The sequence below is a fragment of the Eisenbergiella tayi genome, from assembly GCF_001881565.1.
GTDB classification, from domain to species: domain Bacteria; phylum Bacillota; class Clostridia; order Lachnospirales; family Lachnospiraceae; genus Eisenbergiella; species Eisenbergiella tayi.
Map to the genome: position 1 here is coordinate 309,371 of NZ_MPDJ01000003.1, position 18,144 is coordinate 327,514.

Annotated in this window: 15 protein-coding genes and 1 tRNA gene; all 16 read left to right on the forward strand. The window is 47.8% G+C overall.

The annotated features are described in order from the left end of the window. Nucleotides 1-4 precede the first annotated feature (4 nt). The 16 genes from BLA28_RS12610 (at nucleotide 5) to BLA28_RS12690 (ending at nucleotide 17,762) form a co-directional block, all read left to right on the forward strand. The gene (locus BLA28_RS12610) at nucleotides 5-1,576 is read left to right on the forward strand and encodes a glycosyltransferase family 39 protein (protein ID WP_069159010.1); all 1,572 of its coding nucleotides are present in this window, start codon (nucleotides 5-7) and stop codon (nucleotides 1,574-1,576) included. 88 nt (nucleotides 1,577-1,664) lie between these two features. Beyond that, entirely contained in the window at nucleotides 1,665-1,976 is a 312-nt protein-coding gene (locus BLA28_RS12615) for a DUF1540 domain-containing protein (protein WP_009250709.1), read from the forward strand. Nucleotides 1,977-2,250: 274 nt separating this feature from the next. Further along, a complete protein-coding gene (locus BLA28_RS12620) occupies nucleotides 2,251-3,588 on the forward strand; it encodes a substrate-binding domain-containing protein (RefSeq protein ID WP_069159011.1) in 1,338 nt (445 codons plus the stop codon). 102 nt (nucleotides 3,589-3,690) lie between these two features. Further along, nucleotides 3,691-5,199 carry a sugar ABC transporter ATP-binding protein gene (locus BLA28_RS12625; RefSeq protein WP_009250707.1) on the forward strand — a complete coding sequence of 503 codons (1,509 nt, stop codon included), beginning with the start codon at nucleotides 3,691-3,693 and terminating at the stop codon, nucleotides 5,197-5,199. A gap of 16 nt (nucleotides 5,200-5,215) precedes the next feature. Then, nucleotides 5,216-6,871, forward strand: a complete 1,656-nt coding sequence (locus tag BLA28_RS12630; RefSeq protein ID WP_069159012.1) for a galactose/methyl galactoside ABC transporter permease MglC — start codon at nucleotides 5,216-5,218, stop codon at nucleotides 6,869-6,871. Beyond that, complete coding sequence (locus tag BLA28_RS12635; protein ID WP_143131498.1) at nucleotides 6,855-7,271, forward strand: hypothetical protein; 417 nt, start codon at nucleotides 6,855-6,857, stop codon at nucleotides 7,269-7,271. The genes BLA28_RS12630 and BLA28_RS12635 overlap by 17 nt, the downstream gene beginning before the upstream one ends. A 141-nt stretch (nucleotides 7,272-7,412) precedes the next feature. Beyond that, nucleotides 7,413-9,023 carry a response regulator gene (locus BLA28_RS12640; RefSeq protein WP_069159014.1) on the forward strand — a complete coding sequence of 537 codons (1,611 nt, stop codon included), beginning with the start codon at nucleotides 7,413-7,415 and terminating at the stop codon, nucleotides 9,021-9,023. After that, complete coding sequence (locus BLA28_RS12645; protein WP_069159157.1) at nucleotides 9,013-10,857, forward strand: cache domain-containing sensor histidine kinase; 1,845 nt, start codon at nucleotides 9,013-9,015, stop codon at nucleotides 10,855-10,857. Before BLA28_RS12640 ends, BLA28_RS12645 begins: the two co-directional genes overlap by 11 nt. A gap of 69 nt (nucleotides 10,858-10,926) precedes the next feature. Next, a complete protein-coding gene (locus BLA28_RS12650) occupies nucleotides 10,927-11,895 on the forward strand; it encodes a sugar ABC transporter substrate-binding protein (protein WP_069159015.1) in 969 nt (322 codons plus the stop codon). Between the two features lie 27 nt (nucleotides 11,896-11,922). Continuing rightward, complete coding sequence (locus tag BLA28_RS12655; RefSeq protein WP_044971029.1) at nucleotides 11,923-12,960, forward strand: galactose ABC transporter substrate-binding protein; 1,038 nt, start codon at nucleotides 11,923-11,925, stop codon at nucleotides 12,958-12,960. A gap of 437 nt (nucleotides 12,961-13,397) precedes the next feature. Then, nucleotides 13,398-13,904: a translation initiation factor IF-3 gene (gene infC, locus BLA28_RS12660; protein WP_044971031.1), complete on the forward strand. Its 507-nt coding sequence runs from the start codon at nucleotides 13,398-13,400 to the stop codon at nucleotides 13,902-13,904. Between the two features lie 52 nt (nucleotides 13,905-13,956). Further along, the gene (gene rpmI, locus BLA28_RS12665) at nucleotides 13,957-14,154 is read left to right on the forward strand and encodes a 50S ribosomal protein L35 (RefSeq protein ID WP_009250699.1); all 198 of its coding nucleotides are present in this window, start codon (nucleotides 13,957-13,959) and stop codon (nucleotides 14,152-14,154) included. Nucleotides 14,155-14,177: 23 nt separating this feature from the next. After that, on the forward strand, nucleotides 14,178-14,534 hold the full coding sequence (rplT, locus tag BLA28_RS12670) for a 50S ribosomal protein L20 (protein WP_009250698.1): 357 nt from the start codon (nucleotides 14,178-14,180) through the stop codon (nucleotides 14,532-14,534). A gap of 1,097 nt (nucleotides 14,535-15,631) precedes the next feature. After that, the gene (locus BLA28_RS12680) at nucleotides 15,632-15,937 is read left to right on the forward strand and encodes a CD3324 family protein (protein WP_290127016.1); all 306 of its coding nucleotides are present in this window, start codon (nucleotides 15,632-15,634) and stop codon (nucleotides 15,935-15,937) included. Between the two features lie 203 nt (nucleotides 15,938-16,140). Further along, nucleotides 16,141-17,493 carry a ribosome small subunit-dependent GTPase A gene (gene rsgA / locus BLA28_RS12685; protein ID WP_069159017.1) on the forward strand — a complete coding sequence of 451 codons (1,353 nt, stop codon included), beginning with the start codon at nucleotides 16,141-16,143 and terminating at the stop codon, nucleotides 17,491-17,493. Nucleotides 17,494-17,690: 197 nt separating this feature from the next. Next, nucleotides 17,691-17,762, forward strand: a tRNA-Asn gene (locus BLA28_RS12690). Nucleotides 17,763-18,144: the final 382 nt, after the last annotated feature.

The following is an 18,144-nucleotide window of genomic DNA, read 5'->3' on the forward strand; positions in this document are numbered from 1 at the left end:
ACAGATGAAGAATAAAGAAAAAACAACATGGCTGCAGACGGCGGGGATCCTGCTGTTTGCAGCTGCCTGCACAATGGCATTATACAGCCTGTATCTGTGTTTTGGCAGCGATATATGGTATGACGAGCTTTTTACGGAAGGCTTTATCAGCCAGCCGGTGGGGCGCATGATTTCCCTTGCGGTGAAGGATGTGCATCCGCCGCTTTATTATCTTCTGGTAAAAATAGCGGTGGATTTCTGCCGCTTTTTTGTGCCTTCCGCGAATGCGGTGATTATAAGCAAGGTCGTGTCGGTGCTGCCTTATCTGGGGCTGCTGGGATATTCCCTTGTCTTCTTACGCAGACGGTATGGCTGGCTGTGCGCCGGGCTATTTTCCTTCTGTATCTTTGCCATGCCGCAGATGGCCAACTATACTACAGAAGTGAGAATGTACGGTTTCGCGTTGTTTTTTATCACGGCAGCTTTCTTTCATGCGGGGGCAATCCTGGAAAACGGCGGGAAAAGGAACTGGATCGCATTGACGGTCTTTGGAATCTGCGCCGCCTATACCCATTATTTCGCCGCAGTATCTGCTGCGGTGCTGTATGTGGGTCTTGCGGTGCTGTTGTATGTAAGGAAAAAAGATACCAGGACGAAAAGCCTGCTGACCTGGCTTTTGTGCGTGGGTATTTCTGTCCTTGCTTATCTGCCGTGGATTCCTGACGCGGTGGGGCAGGTGTCCCAGGTACGGGAGAATTATTGGATTCTGCCCCTTACCTTAAGCTGCTTCGGAGGCTGCGTGAAGTTTGTATTGAAGCCTTCCACCGGCTACCAGTGGCCGGATTACGTGCTGGCTGTACTCCTTTTTGTCCTGCTGGCGGGATTGCTGGCAGCGGCTTTTTTCAAAAGAAAAGAGGATGAAAAAAAGGCAGGCGAGGATGTGTATGCCTTTTTTGGCCTGTGTATCCTCGCAGGAACAGCCCTTTTCGGCATTGCGGTATCTTTTCTCATGCGTCCGGTGTTCATTTACCGGTATATGCTGCCTTCCATGGGCTGCTTCTGGTTCGGCTTCGTTTCTTTGCTGAGCAGGCAGAAGAAAAAAAGGGTGCTGGTTCCGGCGCTGGTTCTGCTCTGTCTGGTCGGGGCCGCGGACTATTCTGCTTTTGCAAAAGGAGAATTTTTAAAAAAGGAACAGATGGACAGGACATTGGAGGAGCTTTCCAGGATAGGGGAAGAGGATGCGGTGATCTTTAATTTTGACCAGGTCCAGGCGGTTGCGGGCTACTATATGGATCAGGAAAGCTGGCTGTATGGGAACGAGCCGGAGTCTTTGATAAAAGAAATGTTTCCGGATATCCATGGCATACAGGATATGGAAGGGATCCGGCAGAAGCTTCAGGAAGGCCAGCGGGTGTGGTTTATAGGCAGCGGGCTGATCCGGGAGGATATTCTGAAAGAATGGGCCAAAGAGGGTATCCTTTCGGTGGAAACGGCGGACAGCTGCCTGCTGGAGCGTTATTGGTTTAATATTTACCGTCTGGAGCTGGGCGGGATGACAGGAACGGCGGAGCGGACAATAAGCCGGGTGAAGGATTAACATGAATATTTTCCTGAAAATCAGACAGAATAATTCTGGAACCATCTAACAGGGTTTAGTTTGAATTGATTTCAGGAGGCAAGCAGAAATGGCAGAATTAAAATGCGGAGTAAACAATTGTACCTACAATAATGACAGATGTTGCTGCAAAGGTGATATCATGGTTGGCGGCAAAAGCGCACAGCAGGAGGATGATACCTGCTGCGACAGCTTTAAGCAGAGAAGCGGGGACAGCACATCCAATTCCATGAATCCCTGCAGGACTATCAGCATTGACTGTGAAGCGGTAAAATGTGTATTCAACACAAATTACAAATGCTATGCGGAGCATGTTGATATAAAGGGATGCGGAGCATGTGACTGCAGAGAAACAGCATGTGCAACCTTTAAAGAAAAATAAGAATATAATGTGAAGCCGGTACCGGCTTCAGAAAACGGTGGAAAAGTCTGTAATGCTGCAGATTTTTCCGCCGTTTTTTTGTTGCGCTGAACTTGATTGATAAATATGCCGATAAAAATAGTATAAAAATGTTGTATTTGCAGCATGTGTTATTGAAAAAATAGAATTTTCAATGAAAATCAAAAAATATTCTATATAATATTGGCGAAATATTGTATAAACTATCGATATTGACAAACAACAAGGAAACGTGTCAAACAGAAGGGAGAAAAATATGAAGAGAAAATTAGGTTGTATGGCAATGGCAGCAGTGCTGAGTCTTTCCCTGGCCGCATGCGGCTCCGGTGAGAAGCCTGCAGTGACAGAGTCACCGGCTGCGGGTACAGAGACGACGGCGGCAGGTACGGAGACATCCGCTCCCGCGGAAGCGGCACCGGCTGATGGAGGAACTGTTGCAAACAAGGATAAACCGCTGGTATGGTTTAACCGTCAGCCTTCAAGCAGCGCCACCGGACAGCTTGATATGACGGCTTTGAATTATAACAAGGATACATATTATGTAGGCTTTGATGCCAACCAGGGAGCGGAACTCCAGGGGACCATGGTAAAAGATTATATCGAGCAGAACATAGACGCCATTGACCGTAATGGCGACGGCATCATCGGCTATGTGTTGGCTATCGGTGATATCGGCCATAACGATTCCATCGCACGTACAAGAGGTGTCCGCAAGGCTCTCGGCACAGGAATTGAGAAGGACGGAAATATCAACAGTGAGCCGGTAGGAACCAATACGGACGGCACGGCAGCGGCGGTACAGGACGGAACCCTTGAGGTAAACGGAAAGCAGTATATCGTCCGTGAGCTTGCTTCCCAGGAAATGAAGAACTCCGCGGGCGCTACATGGGATGCGGCCACAGCAGGAAATGCCATAGGAACATGGTCCTCCTCCTTCGGTGATCAGATTGATATTGTTGTTTCCAATAACGATGGTATGGGAATGTCAATGTTCAATGCATGGTCCAAGGATAATGAAGTTCCCACCTTTGGCTATGATGCAAACAGTGATGCGGTAGCAGCCATCGCAGAAGGCTATGGCGGAACCATCAGCCAGCATGCGGACGTACAGGCATATCTGACACTTCGTGTTCTGCGCAACGCTCTTGACGGAGTTGATATCAACACAGGTATCGCCACTGCGGATGCGGCAGGAAATGTCCTGAGTGAAGACGTGTATGTATACAGAGAAGAAGAACGTTCCTATTATGCACTGAATGTTGCCGTTACTTCTGACAACTACAAGGATTTTATGGATTCCACAATGGTTTATGCGCCGGTATCCAATCAGCTGGATGAGAGCACAAGCCCTGCAAAGAAGGTATGGCTGGATATCTACAATTCATCCGATAACTTCCTGGGCTCTACCTATCAGCCGCTCCTTCAGAAGTATGATAAGCTCCTCAACCTTGATGTTGACTACATCGGCGGCGACGGACAGACAGAGTCCAATATTACCAACCGTCTGGGCAACCCCAGCCAGTATGATGCATTTGCAATCAACATGGTTAAGACGGACAACGCAGCGTCTTATACATCCCTGCTCGATCAGTAATTTTTGTTGATACGAAAGCCGGGCAGGTTATTAGGGAGAAGAAATTCTCCCTAATAACCTCTTTTGGGAAGCAGGCGTTTTAATAACAGAGGAGTAAAAATTATGGCAGATAAGAAAGATGATATCGTCTTATCAATACGCGGCATGAGCAAATCCTTTGGCCGGAACAGGGTTCTGGACCGTATCAGCATGGATGTAAAGAGCGGAACCGTCATGGGCCTTATGGGTGAAAACGGAGCCGGTAAGTCAACCATGATGAAGTGCCTTTTCGGTACATATCAGAAGGATGAGGGTACGATTTTCCTGAATGGTAAGGAGGTGAGCTTTTCCGGCCCCAAGGATGCGCTTGAAAACGGAATTGCCATGGTCCACCAGGAGCTGAATCAGTGCCTGGAACGGAATGTGGTGGATAATCTGTTCCTCGGGCGGTATCCTGTGAATTCCATGGGAATCGTCGATGAAGGCAGAATGAAAAAGGAAGCCTCTGATCTTTTCAGAAAGCTGGGCATGACGGTCAACCTGACCCAGCCCATGAGGAATATGTCTGTGTCACAGAGGCAGATGTGCGAAATAGCCAAGGCTATTTCCTATAATTCCAGAGTGATCGTTCTTGATGAACCCACATCCTCTCTGACGGTACAGGAGGTTGATAAGCTCTTTGAGATGATGAGGATGTTGAAAAAACAGGGAATCGCCCTGATTTATATCTCTCATAAGATGGATGAGATATTTGAAATCTGTGATGAGATATCGGTGCTCCGGGACGGAAACCTGGTCATGACAAAGAGCACCAGTGATGCGAACATGAATGAGCTGATTGCTGCCATGGTAGGCCGTTCCCTTGATAATCGGTTCCCTCCGGTGGACAACGTTCCCAAGGGTGTGATTTTATCCATCCAGAATCTGTCTACGAAATTTGAGCCTCATCTGCAGGATGTCTCCTTTGATGTAAGGGAAGGGGAGATCTTCGGGCTGTACGGCCTGGTGGGAGCGGGGAGGACGGAGCTTCTGGAAACAATCTTCGGCGTCCGCACCAGAGCGGCAGGACGGGTATACTTCAACAACCGCCTTATGAATTTTAACAGTGCAAGGGAGGCCATGGAGCATGGCTTCGCCATGATTACCGAAGAACGTAAGGCCAACGGGCTTTTCCTGAAGGGCGATCTTACCTTTAATACCACGATTGCCAATCTGGAACAGTATAAGACCGGTGTGGCGCTTTCTGACGCAAAGATGATAAAGGCCACCGGAAATGAAATCAAAATCATGCATACCAAATGTATGGGACCGGATGATATGATTTCAAGCCTTTCCGGCGGCAATCAGCAGAAGGTTATTTTTGGAAAATGGCTGGAGCGCGGACCCCGGGTATTCATGATGGATGAACCTACAAGAGGAATTGATGTGGGTGCAAAATACGAAATATATGAACTGATCATCAATATGGCGAAGCAGGGAAAGACGATTATCGTTGTTTCTTCTGAAATGCCGGAAATTCTGGGAATTACCAACCGTATTGGTGTTATGTCAAACGGCCGTCTGTCCGGGATTGTCAATACAAAAGAGACAAACCAGGAGGAGCTGTTGAGACTCAGTGCTAAATACCTATAATGGGGGAGATTGTGATATGGATAATGAAATTAGTAAAACCCTTACGGCGGAACAGGAAATGCAGCTGCGTAAGCCAATTGAGGATTATGTGGGTGAGATTCAGGAAAAGATTGACAGTCTCAGAGAGGATGGCTCAAATAAGGTAATTTCTCTTCAAAGCGAAATAGACGGAGTGAAGAGGGACCATGGCCTTTCGAAGGAAGAGAAGGCGTCGAGGACTGCACAGCTTAAGGCTTCCATGGATAAAGCGAAAGCGGTGGAAGCGAAGAATAAGGAAGAGGTTTCCAAGCTGATTTCGAAGGCGGAGTCTTATCTGAACGAGCATTTTGACAAGGACTACTACCAGGCGGTGAAACAGAGCTGTGCACAGGAAAAAATGCTTGTAAAGAGAAAACATGCGGATAATATGGCTCTGCTGGAGCAGGAGCATAAGAAAACGCTTGCGAAGCTTACCGATCGCAAGGAAATAAAGAACGAAAAGTATGTGTATAAGAACCGCCGTTTTGATGCGAAAATGGAGCTGGATAAGGAACTGGCGCAGATAAAGGACAGAAGACATGCGGCTCTTGTCTGGAAATATCATCTGATCGATATGCTGCGTATATCTAAATTTACGTTTATGCAGAAACGGGCGCAGAAATGGGAAAATTATAAATACACCTTTAACCGCAGGACATTTCTGCTGCAGAATGGTCTGTATATAGCGATTATCCTGATTTTTATCGGGCTGTGTATAGCAACTCCCATTGTAAAGCATGTTCCGCTGCTGACTTATAACAATATTTTAAATATACTGCAGCAGGCATCTCCGAGAATGTTTCTTGCCCTCGGTGTTGCAGGCCTGATTCTCCTTACCGGCACGGACCTTTCCATCGGGCGTATGGTCGGTATGGGCATGACGACGGCAACCATCATCATGCATCAGGGTATCAATACGGGTGCTGTTTTCGGACATGTATTTGACTTTACGGGCATGCCTGTCGGCTTGAGAGTGATTTTTGCCCTGGTAATGTGTATTCTCCTGTGCACATTCTTTACAGCCATCGGCGGATTCTTTACAGCCAAATTTAAAATGCATCCCTTTATCTCCACGATGTCCAATATGCTGGTGATTTTCGGCCTCGTTACCTATGCTACCAAAGGGGTGTCCTTCGGCGCCATAGAGCCGTCGATCCCCAAAATGATTATCCCCAGGCTCAATGGCTTCCCTACAATTATTCTCTGGGCGGTAGCGGCCATCGTCATTGTATGGTTTATCTGGAATAAAACCACCTTTGGTAAAAATCTGTACGCGGTGGGAGGGAATCCGGAGGCGGCATCCGTTTCAGGTATCTCCGTATTCGCCGTAACCATGGGGGCATTCATCCTGGCAGGTATTCTTTACGGCTTCGGCTCATGGCTTGAGTGTGCAAGAATGGTAGGCTCCGGTTCCGCAGCCTATGGGCAGGGCTGGGAAATGGATGCAATCGCGGCCTGCGTGGTCGGCGGTGTATCCTTTACCGGCGGTATCGGAAAGATTTCGGGCGTGGTAGTCGGTGTATTGATTTTCACCGTGCTCATATATTCCCTTACTATCCTTGGCATTGATACAAACCTTCAGTTCGTATTTGAAGGCATTATCATCATTACTGCAGTAACCCTTGACTGTCTGAAGTATGTTCAGAAAAAATAGTGGTTTATGCCGCAAAAAAGAGTCAGAAGGCCTTCTGGCTCTTTTCGTGGTGGTGGGGTTCCCGGCGCCCTGTGCGTCTGCCATCGTTTCCGTCCGGCGGCCCTCCCCCGTTCCCTCCTGCGGGTGGCGGCTCTGCAAGGTTCCTGTGCGGGTGCGCTTTCGCTCGGATAAACACGCAGCGGTACTAAGGCTGCAGAGGACGCAGCCTAAGGACCGGCGTGTTTATACGACCCTTACAGGAATCCTTGCAGAGCCGCCGCCCGCAGGAGGGAACGGGGGAGGGCCGCCGGACGGAAACGATGGCAGACGCACAGGGCTCCGGGAACAGGTAGGCTGTGTAGGGCGGGAGAGCAGGGCGTGGGAAGCGGATCGGGAAGAGCAGGGGGGAGAGATGAGTTAGGGAGGGGATGGCGGCTTGCTGATGTAGGGGTATGATATATGGGGCATGCGATATATGGGGTGTACATTTACATAGCTTTGGGCATTTGTTATAATTAGGATATTGGAAAGCGGAGCCCGGATTGATGAATGGAGAATAGGTATGGATACATATACGGTGCTTCTGGTGGATGATGAGGAAGAGGTGCTTCAGGCCATCAGGAGGAAAATTAATTGGGAAGGGCTGGGCTTCTCTGTGATCGGATTTGCCAATAATGGCGTTAAGGCGCTGGAAATGGTGGAGGAATTTCAGCCGGATGTGGTTTTGACGGATATTAAGATGCCTTATATGGACGGTATGGAGCTGGCGAAGAATATAAAGGCGGAATTTACCACGACCAAGATTTTGTTCCTTACGGGTTTTGATGAGTTTGAATATGCGAAGGAGGCCGTTCATCTGGAGGTGGAGGAATATATTCTGAAGCCGGTTAATTCAACGGAGCTCATTAATGTATTCACGCAGCTGAAAATAAAGCTGGATCAGGAAATCAGTGAAAAACGGAATGTGGCGGTGCTGCAGAAATATTATATGGAGTCTCTGCCGTTTCTGCAGGCTAATTTTTATTCTACCCTGATCGAAGGAAGGCTGCGGGAGGAGGAGATTTCCAGGTATCTTTCCGATTATCAGGTTTCTTTTGAAGGGCCGTTTTACTGCTGTCTTGTGGTTCACACTTCATCCAGCCGGGTGCCGGAGAATATGAATCCTCTGCTTCTGGCAGCGTCTGTCCAGAGGCAGGCAAGGGAGCATCTGGGAGAGAAGTGGCAGGCGAAATGCTTTTCCTATCTTGAGAACACGGTTTTGATCGCACAGCTGAAGAGTGAAAATGAGGTTCCGGAGCTGACGGATGAATGTGACAGGTTCTGCAGGTATGCCCAGCGTATCATCGGCGCTGTTGTCACCGTGGGAATCGGACAGGTCTGCGGGCGGCTTACCGGTCTGGCGCAGTCCTACAGCAGCGCGAGGGAGGCTGTTTCTTACCGTGTTATCTATGGCGTTTCCAGGGCCATTAACATGAAGGAGATTGCGCCGAAGGAAATGAGCAAATCCGACGGGACTCTCGATGCGGAGCTGCTTAACCTCTTCGGCATGATCCGGCTGAATTCCGACGAGGATATTATCAAAGCGGCCAGACGGTATCTGAACCATATATCCTATCCGGCCAAATCCCTGCAGCAGTATCATATTGATCTTATGGATCTGATAAGCGCGCTGTACCGGTTCGCTGTCAATAATGATATTGAGGTTCCGGAATTTACGGGGAATATCAGAAATCTGTATATACGGATTCTGGATCTGGAGCCGGAGGCGCTGGAAAAATGGCTCATTGATATCTGCCTTTTGCTCCGGGAAACCTTGATCAGCGCAAGAAGCAAATCAACGCAGTCCTTTGTATTCCGGGCAAAAGAATATGTGGCAAGCCATTATTCGGACGAAGAAATTTCTCTGGATAATATCTGTGAGATGCTGGGTGTTTCCAATTCTTACTTTTCTACCGTTTTTAAAAAGGAGACAGGGAATTCTTTTATCGGCTATCTGACGGAATACCGTATGGAACGGGCATCGCGGATGCTGATTGAAACAAATGAAAAAAGCTATATAATAGCGAAGAACGTTGGTTATACCGATCCCAATTATTTCAGCTATGTATTTAAGAGGCGGTTCGGTGTATCCCCTTCCAAATACAGAATGGAGCACGGCTCATGTGAAAAATAAATATTTCCGTAAATTTAAAATTTTCAGGCCCAGAGGGATACAGTCTACGATCATGCTGGTGTTTTCCGTCATATCCATTTCGATCATGCTGATCCTGGGCATTGTGATGTACAGCAGGTTTTCCGCCCTGTCCCGGGAAAATACAATACACAGTACGGAAAAGCTGATGGAGCAGGCCGGGGAAAATCTGGAGGATTATCTGGTAAGCATGCGGCAGATTTCGGATGCGGTTTATTATAATGTCATAAAAGAGAATGATTTCTCTTATCAGAGTGATGCCATTCAGAAAGGAATGGATCTTCTGTATGAAGCCAATAAAAGCAATCTGCGCAGCATTGCCATATATAACGGGAGCGGGAGCCTGATTGCGGCGGAGCCGGTTGCGCGCCAGAAGGAGGATCCGGATGTCACCAGGCAGGACTGGTATATACAGGCTATGGGCAAAATGGAGAATATGCATTTTTCCACGCCTCATATCCAGAATCTGTTCGATGACGGTACCTTACGTTATTACTGGGTGATTTCACTGAGCAGGTTTGCGGAATTTTCCGATCACGGGGAGCCGCAGACAGGGGTTCTGCTTGTGGATATGGATTATTTCAGCATTTCCCGTATGATGAAACAGATCAATGCATTAAATAACGGGCAGTATTACTATCTGTGTGACAGCAACGGGCAGATTATCTATCATCCGCGCCAGATACAGATAAGCGACGGGATCGCAAGTGAAAACAGTGCGGTCGCCGCAAAGTACAGAGACGGTGTCTGTGACGAAACCTTTGAAGGGGAGCACAGGACGGTGATTGTAAATACCATAAGCTATACCGGCTGGAAGCTTGTGGGGGTGATTCCTGATTCCACATTCACTCATGGAATGATTAATGTCCGGTATTTTATTGTTATGCTCATGCTGCTGATGGTAATTACGCTGGTCATTATTTACCGTGTGGTTTCGGTAAGGATATCCAGCCCTATCTGCAGGCTGAATGATTCGGTTATGGGATATGAGGCGGGGGGAAAGCCGAAGATTTATATCGGCGGTTCCTCGGAAATCAGGTATCTGGGACATTCGATTCAAAGCTCTTATGAAAAGATTGAAGTTCTTATGAAGGAGATTGTCCAGGAGCAGAATGAAAGAAGAAGAAGTGAACTGGATGCGCTGCAGAGCCAGATCAATCCCCACTTTTTATACAATACGCTGGATTCCATTACGTGGATGGTGGAAGGCGGACGCAATGACGAGGCCGTATTTATGATTTCCCAGCTGGCAAAGCTTTTCCGGATCAGCCTGTCCCAGGGACGAACGGTGATCAGTGTGAAGGATGAACTGCAGCATGCGGAAAGCTATATGAACATACAGAAGGTACGGTATAAAAATTCATTTTCCGTTGTATTTGACGTAGAGCCTGATATCTGTTCCTATTGTACGGTAAAGCTGGTTTTGCAGCCAATCCTTGAAAACGCTATCAATTATGGGGTCAGCGGTATGGATGACTGCGGGGAAATAAAGGTGACAGGGAGACTCAGGGAAGGCAGTATTGTTCTGTCAGTAGAAGATAACGGAATCGGGATGTCGGAGGAAGAGGTGCGCTTCCTGCTTACGGACAGCAGCAGAGTACGTAAGCATGGTTCCGGGGTTGGCCTTGTGAATGTAAACAACCGGGTTCAGATTCTTTTCGGAAAGGAATTTGGGCTCCGGGTGGAAAGTGAGCCGGACGAGGGGACCACTGTCTCCGTCTTTCTTCCGGCAGTGCCGTATACGGAGGAAAACAGGAAGATTCTGGAGATGGGACATATATTCAACCGGGAAGAAATGAATAACAAAGATACGTAGAGTAATTGCGGCTGTGAGGGGACAGGGCAGTTACGAGTAAGTTTAAAATACGTTCTGGGGCAGGTGGAGATGAAGAACAACAAAAAAATGTTTTTTCTTACGGAAACCCTTTTGGCAGTCATGGTGATTGCCGTGGCTTTTATTATGGTGCGGGAGAGGAACGGAAAGGAACAGGATAAGATTTCCGTGATAATCCAGGATTCGGAGGACACCCAATGGGCGGCCTTTCAATACGGGCTGAAAATGGCGGCGGAGGATATGGATGTCAGGATGTTTATTGTCAGTACCGGCAGCACGTTAACTGTGGAAGAGGAAAAGAGCCTGATAGAAAGGGAAATTGATAACGGGGCGGATGCGATCATCGTGCAGCCTGTTCCGGGCTCGGAAGAAATGCTGTGGAAAATGGGAAACCGGGTTCCCGTGATGCTGATAGGGAATGCGGCATCTGAAGAAGGTGAGGAATCCCTGCTTCCGGTGGTGGGACCGGATAATTATGCCCTGGGAGCTGCTTTGGCGGAGGAGCTCCTGAAGGATTATAACGGAAATCTGAGCGGAAAGACTCTGGGCATATTTTCCAAAACAGGGGATTCACGCGCGGCCATCGAACGGAGAAGGGGATTTACGGATGCCATGGAACATACGGATGCCAGCATCAGCTGGTCTGCGGCGGCGCCCTTTTCGGAAGAGGGGGAAGCTCTTTTGGACAGCCAGCCTGCTGTGGATTTAGTGATTGCCCTGGATGACAACAGCCTTACCATGGCGGGTGAATATGCCGCTGCGAATAATCTGCATGGTGCGCTGGTGTATGGGATCGGGAATTCCACGGAAGCAGTTTATTACCTTGATACGGGCATCGTGGGCTGCCTGGTGGTGCCCGATGAGTTTAATGTAGGCTACCAGAGTCTGAAAGAGGCGGCGGAGAGTCTCACACATTATCTGCACAAAATGCAGGATCGGATGGTTTCCTATAACGTTATCCGAAGAGATAACCTGTTTTCCAGGGAAAATCAGGAGATTATTTTTACAATGAGCCAGTAGAATGGCAGGGTAAAACGAGGGGGTATCATGAAGGCAAAAAAATATACGGCAGGAATGCTCGTCCTGTCAGGAGCGCTTCTTCTTGCCGCCTGCGGTAAGCAGCCGGCCGCGCCTGATAAGGTCTATGTGGGAGTGGCAAGTTACGATGGCGGCGACGTGTTTATCGGGGAATTGATTGACTGTCTCAAAGAACAGCTGAATGGATTTTCGGGGGACGGAATGGAGACAACGGTGACGGTCCGGGATGCGGCAGGCTCCCAGCGCACCCAGAACGATCAGGTGAAGGCACTGATAGATGAGGGGAGTAATGTATTGTGCATCAATCTGGTGGATCGGGCCGACCCCTCGGAGATCATTGATCTGGCAAGGGAAAATGATGTGCCTGTCATATTTTTTAACAGGGAACCTGTTGCAGAGGATATGATGCAGTGGGAAAAGCTTTATTATGTGGGTGCGGATGCGAAGCAGTCGGGGGTGATGCAGGGTGAGCTGGCGGCGGAGCTGATACATTCGGACAGTCGGGTGGACCGCAACAGGGACGGGAAGATTCAGTATGTGGTGCTGGAAGGAGAGCCGGGGCATCAGGATTCCATTATCCGGACGGAAAATGCGGTGGATACGCTGAAAAATAATGGAATTGAGCTTGAAAAACTGAGCTACGGAATAGCCAACTGGAACCGTGCACAGGCCCAGAACCGGATGATGCAGATGATCGGCCAGCATTCCAATGAGATTGAGCTTGTCCTGGCGAACAATGACGATATGGCTTTGGGAGCCATTGACGCTTATGCGAAGCTGAATATTACGGAATCCGCCCTGCCTGTGTTTTTTGGGATAGACGGTACGGATGCGGGGCTGAAAGCCGTCCTGGAATCTAAATTGTCCGGAACCGTGTATAATGATAAGGAAGGGCAGGCTGCGGCAATGGCAAAGCTGGCGGTTTCGCTTGTTTCAGGGGAAGGCCTGGAGGAAATCGAGTTTGAGAACGGAAAATATATTTATCTTCCCTATTATAAAGTCACAATGGATAATGCGGAGGCTTTCCTGAATAATTCCGGCAATTGAGCAGCCTGCTTGCAGTCAGGTGAATCTACAGTGTAATTACTTATTTGACATGTAGTTTTAAACATGAAATTCAGAAAATTCAGAACATGAAATTCAGAACATGAAATTCGGAAAATGTGTTGACATGACCGGGTGGATATGATAGAGTATTCAAGTACGTGAGTACATTACATGCAAGCAGAGTATCCACTCTCACCCTATAGCAATCGGGCTCATAGGTGTTCATAGGTTCAGTAAACCGGCAGGAAACTGCATGGATTTAGGGAATTTAGGTGGATAGTCTGACTATCCACTTTTTTTGGATGTCAGGATGTACCGCATGGCGCGGCATCCGCAGATCAGGCGGCAGGGAAGTCCGGCCGCAGGCAGTTTATTTATCTTTTAATTGAGGACGCACGGAAAGTGCGGATCCGTTTGTTTCTTAGGAGGGCAAAACAATTAGCGAATTATTAATTAACGAACAGATCAGAGACAGGGAGATACGTTTGATAGGAGAGGATGGCTCTCAGCTTGGCGTCATGTCTTCTAAGGATGCTATGAAGATAGCGGAAGAAGCAGGCCTTGATTTGGTTAAGATCGCGCCTACGGCAAAGCCGCCCGTATGTAGAATAGTGGATTACGGGAAATACAGATATGAGCTTGCACGTAAGGAAAAGGAAGCAAAGAAAAAACAGAGGACAATCGAGATTAAAGAAATCCGTATGTCTCCCAATATCGATACGAATGATATGAACACCAAGGTTACCGCGGCGAAGAAGTTTATCACCAAAGGAAACAAGGTAAAGGTTACCCTGCGTTTCCGCGGACGTGAGATGGCTCATATGTCCAAGAGTAAACATATTCTGGATGATTTTGCCCAGATGCTGGCAGATGTGGCAGTAGTGGAAAAGGCTCCCAAGGTGGAAGGACGTACTATGACCATGTTTTTAACTGAAAAGCGTTAATACGTACAGTTAAAATAGATTTTCAGGATAATGAGTATAGGAGGATTTTGTTATGCCCAAAATGAAGACAAGCAGATCAGCTGCAAAACGTTTTAAAGTTACCGGAACCGGTAAGTTAAAAAGATCCAAAGCTTACAAGAGCCATATCTTAACGAAGAAATCCACAAAGAGAAAAAGAAATCTCAGAAAGCCGGCTATTACGGATGCAACCAATGTTAAGAATATGAAGAAGATATTACCGTATTTATAAGTCGTAAGGAGGAAAATTAAGAGATGGCAAGAATTAAAGGCGGCATGAATGCCAGAAGAAAACATAACAAGGTATTAAAACTTGCGAAAGGTTACAGAGGAGCTAGATCCAAACAGTACAGAGTAGCAAAGCAGTCTGTTATGAGAGCTCTTACCTCTTCTTACGCAGGACGTAAAGAGAGAAAGCGTCAGTTCAGACAGCTGTGGATCGCACGTATCAATGCAGCGGCAAGAATGAATGGTTTATCTTACAGCAAATTTATGTATGGCCTGAAGCTGGCTGGTATCGATATGAACAGAAAGATGCTGGCAGAAATGGCTGTTAATGATGCAGAAGGATTCACAACTCTTGCAGAAGTGGCTAAATCCAAAATTGCATAAGACAGAAAACGTATTTTTGCAGATTTGTTATTAAGGCTCCGGGTAAACCGGAGTCTTTTTGCTTGTAGGATAGGCTGCTGTGTGCTATAATAACAAAAGCGGACAGGCATTCACGAAATGCCGCAGGCCAGTACTAATTGAATGGATATGGAGGATGTCGATAGATGGAAATATTGCTTTTGATGGGCGGTATGTTATTGATTATTATTGTTGCAGTAGTTGTTGCGGCGGTTTCTTCCGTTGTTTCGGCCGTTGCGGCAAGTGAAGCGGATGACGAAGACTGATTTTGAAACTGTGACAGGGCGGCCAATACTGGCCGCCCTGTTTTTCTTGGACGATGACGGTCAGAAGAGCCTGGCCGCCGCTGCTTGTTCAGGAGTCCTTTCCGATTGTAAAGGAATTTTTGTAAATTGTAATAAAGGTCAAAAGAAATTTTCCGCAGACAATTGCAATAATGGCTCCTATGAGAATCCCCGCTGTCATAGTAACACCTCTTTCTTTATTACGTCTTTTTCTTATACCTGAATTATAGCACTTATTATAAAAAAAGGATGGTTTTTGAGGTTAAGATAGTGCTAAAAAGCTTTTGATGCTTTTGGTTTCCTTCGTGCAGGAATTGTCATCAGAGATAAAGGCGCCGGGAAGGAAAAAGCGGGAAAAAAGCCGGCAGGGGTGGAAAAAGGGTTGATGGGCGGAAAATCATCTGTTATAATGAATTCATGTTTTAAAAGGAGGTGTGTGGATGTCGTCTGTTCGATAAAATGGGAGACAATAAAATCAGAGACTCTCAGGTCATGAGGGCTTTTTGTTGTACTTATTTTGCGGATGGATGAATTCAGGATGCTGTTTGGGAAAACGGCGGGCTTCTTTTTGATTATCGCTTATAGTAGGCAGAAACTCCGAATGGCAGGGGTTTCTGCTTCTTTTTTGTCCGGTAAAATTAAGAAAACGGAATATTTTAAGTCAAAAACAGAAAAAGGAGAAAATTTTCATGAAGAAATCAAGTCTTTCCGGTGTGTTTTGTTATGCGTAGCAAAGGCTGTCGTGTAACATTTTCAGAAGAATAAAAATGATACTTGTATAGCCTTTGCTCATTCCTGACAAAACAAAAAGGAGAGAGCATGATGAGCTATAAAAAAGCGGCAGATGTACTGCCGGAAGAATTAATAGATTTGATACAGAATTATGTGGACGGAGAATATCTTTATATTCCGCGGAAGGAAATGAACCGGAAGGCCTGGGGGGAAAACACCGACAGAAAAAAGGAGACCCAGGTGAGAAACAGGGAAATATATCGCAGATACAGGGAAGGAGTGCCGGTTTCCCATCTGTCTGAGGATTATTATCTTTCTCCGAAGAGTATTCAGAAGATCATTGCCCGGTGTCGGGAGGGTTCCGCATGACGGAAGATAAGGGGACAGCTCTGTGGGCTGTCCCCTGTCTGATGGACTATGGTTTTTTCAAGGCGGCTATAAATTTGCCGGATATTCTCTGTGAGAGCCGCCTTTTCTTTTCAGAAATATCAAATCGGTTGCGGAGGAGTTAAGCCGGTACCTATAATAGCCTCATAATAGTAACAGTTTGACGGCAGAGAGGATGTATTTTCATGAAAAGAAAAAAGAATAAAGCGGAATGGGGGAACCTTGAGGGACAAAAAGAGCGGCAGCAGGGGCTTGTTGCCCGGATCGGGAATAAACAGGCTCTGGTGCTGCTGGAAGGAAAGGAAATTGTGTGTATGCTGCCCGGCGGTGAAAACAGCCTGGAAACGGCAGTGGGTGACCGGGTGATTGTAGAACAGGTATCGGCACAGCAGTATCGTCTGATTGAAATCCTGCCCCGCAGTACGGAATTATACCGCGGAAACCGAAGGCAGGGGAAAAGAAGGGAAGGAAAACAGCAGCAGGAAGGCAGAGATGATATCAGGATTGCAGTCAATGCAGATTGCCTTGTTGCCGTAGTGAGTGCGGATTATCTTCTTTATCAGGCCGGATATCTGGAAATGGCGGCTGCGGCGGCGAGACGGGCCGGTATGGAGGCAGGCTTTTTTATCAGCAAATGGGATCTGGTGAAGGAGAGCGCGCAGGGGCTTTTATATGAGAAACTGGATATTTACAGGAAGACGGGGAATTTTGTATATGTGGGATCCGCACGGGAACCACAGGAGGAGCTGATTAATGCTGTAAAGGGAAAAAGCGTGGTGATAGCCGGTGACAGAGGCTGCGGAAAGACAACGCTGATCCGGGGAATACTGCAGGCGTCAGATGGTATAGAAGGGATGGAAGGCCCTGCGGGCGGAACGAATACCGCGCATCTGTATGCGGGGACAGACGGGACATTGCTGACGGATACGCCGGGCTTCCGGGACTGGGCGCTGTCTCATATGACAGAAGAAGAGCTCGGGGCTGTTTTTCCGGAAATCACAGAATTGGCGGAAGAATGCAGGTTTGCGGATTGTTCCCATACACATGAGGATGGCTGCAGGGTATTGGAAGCGCTGCGGGAAAAACGTATAAGGCGGGAACGGTTTGATGTTTATCAGATGATGAAGGAAGAGACGGATGGGATGCCGGCTAAAATGAGGCGGACACGGATTGATTACAGACATAATCCATGTATGGAAAGCTTTGTCTGTCAGGTGTGCGGCAATCCGGCAGCGCCGGACGGAGCGGGGAGTATGCACAGAAACCATTGTCCCAAATGTCTTTGCAGTGTTCATGTGGATAATGAGCCGGGAGACAGGGCGTCCCTGTGTAAGGGAATAATGGATCCGGTGAGCGTATGGGTGCGTAAAAACGGGGAATGGGCTATTATACACAGGTGCCGGTTATGCGGCACTCTGAGCTCCAACAGAATAGCGGCTGATGATAATCCGGCCATGCTCATGTCTATTGCGGTGAAGCCGCTGGCGATGCCGCCTTTTCCTCTGGACAGGCTGGAAGAAGGATTGAAAGGGAAATAAACGGATTAATGTCAAGGCCGTGCCGTACACGTGATGTACGGCATCGGAGCCGCTGAAGCGGCATCTTCAGGGCATTCGCAGGGGAAACAGTATAATTAACTTGGCAAACTGACAGAAAAAGTGAATATCTGCTATTGACAAGGGGAATACTGGAAACTATAATCATATTTAGTGGCAGAAAACCACCAATAATATATTCCTCGATAGCTCAATGGTAGAGCACTCGGCTGTTAACCGAGTTGTTGTAGGTTCGAGCCCTACTCGGGGAGTTTTAAGTACCGCATTACGTAAATTCGGATATCAGCGCATAGGAATTTACGCAAGGCGGTATTTGGGATTAAGCGGTTTGATAGTATACTATCAGGCCGCTTTATCGGTTAATGACTCAAACTCCGCATATGTCCCTGTCCCCTCCGGCAAGTGCTTTTGGGACTGCCGTCCGGCCCGGCATCCCTTCCTTCCCTCCGCCGGCTATGCAGGGATCCTTACAGGAGACGCTTTCGCTCGGATAAACACGCAGCGGTACTAAGGCCGCAAAGGACGCGGCCTAAGGACCGGCGAGTTTATACGCCCCTTACAGGAAACCCTGCATAGCCGGCGGAGGGAAGGAAGGGATGCCGGGCCGGACGGCAGTCCCAAAAGTACTTGCCG

What these genes read in the sequence shown, in the direction of transcription:
- BLA28_RS12610 (WP_069159010.1), top strand. Translation starts at nt 5, where the DNA reads ATGAAGAATAAAGAAAAAACAACATGGCTGCAGACGGCGGGGATCCTG.
- BLA28_RS12615 (WP_009250709.1), top strand. Translation starts at nt 1,665, where the DNA reads ATGGCAGAATTAAAATGCGGAGTAAACAATTGTACCTACAATAATGAC.
- BLA28_RS12620 (WP_069159011.1), top strand. Translation starts at nt 2,251, where the DNA reads ATGAAGAGAAAATTAGGTTGTATGGCAATGGCAGCAGTGCTGAGTCTT.
- BLA28_RS12625 (WP_009250707.1), top strand. Translation starts at nt 3,691, where the DNA reads ATGGCAGATAAGAAAGATGATATCGTCTTATCAATACGCGGCATGAGC.
- BLA28_RS12630 (WP_069159012.1), top strand. Translation starts at nt 5,216, where the DNA reads ATGGATAATGAAATTAGTAAAACCCTTACGGCGGAACAGGAAATGCAG.
- BLA28_RS12635 (WP_143131498.1), top strand. Translation starts at nt 6,855, where the DNA reads ATGTTCAGAAAAAATAGTGGTTTATGCCGCAAAAAAGAGTCAGAAGGC.
- BLA28_RS12640 (WP_069159014.1), top strand. Translation starts at nt 7,413, where the DNA reads ATGGATACATATACGGTGCTTCTGGTGGATGATGAGGAAGAGGTGCTT.
- BLA28_RS12650 (WP_069159015.1), top strand. Translation starts at nt 10,927, where the DNA reads ATGAAGAACAACAAAAAAATGTTTTTTCTTACGGAAACCCTTTTGGCA.
- BLA28_RS12655 (WP_044971029.1), top strand. Translation starts at nt 11,923, where the DNA reads ATGAAGGCAAAAAAATATACGGCAGGAATGCTCGTCCTGTCAGGAGCG.
- rpmI (WP_009250699.1), top strand. Translation starts at nt 13,957, where the DNA reads ATGCCCAAAATGAAGACAAGCAGATCAGCTGCAAAACGTTTTAAAGTT.
- rplT (WP_009250698.1), top strand. Translation starts at nt 14,178, where the DNA reads ATGGCAAGAATTAAAGGCGGCATGAATGCCAGAAGAAAACATAACAAG.
- rsgA (WP_069159017.1), top strand. Translation starts at nt 16,141, where the DNA reads ATGAAAAGAAAAAAGAATAAAGCGGAATGGGGGAACCTTGAGGGACAA.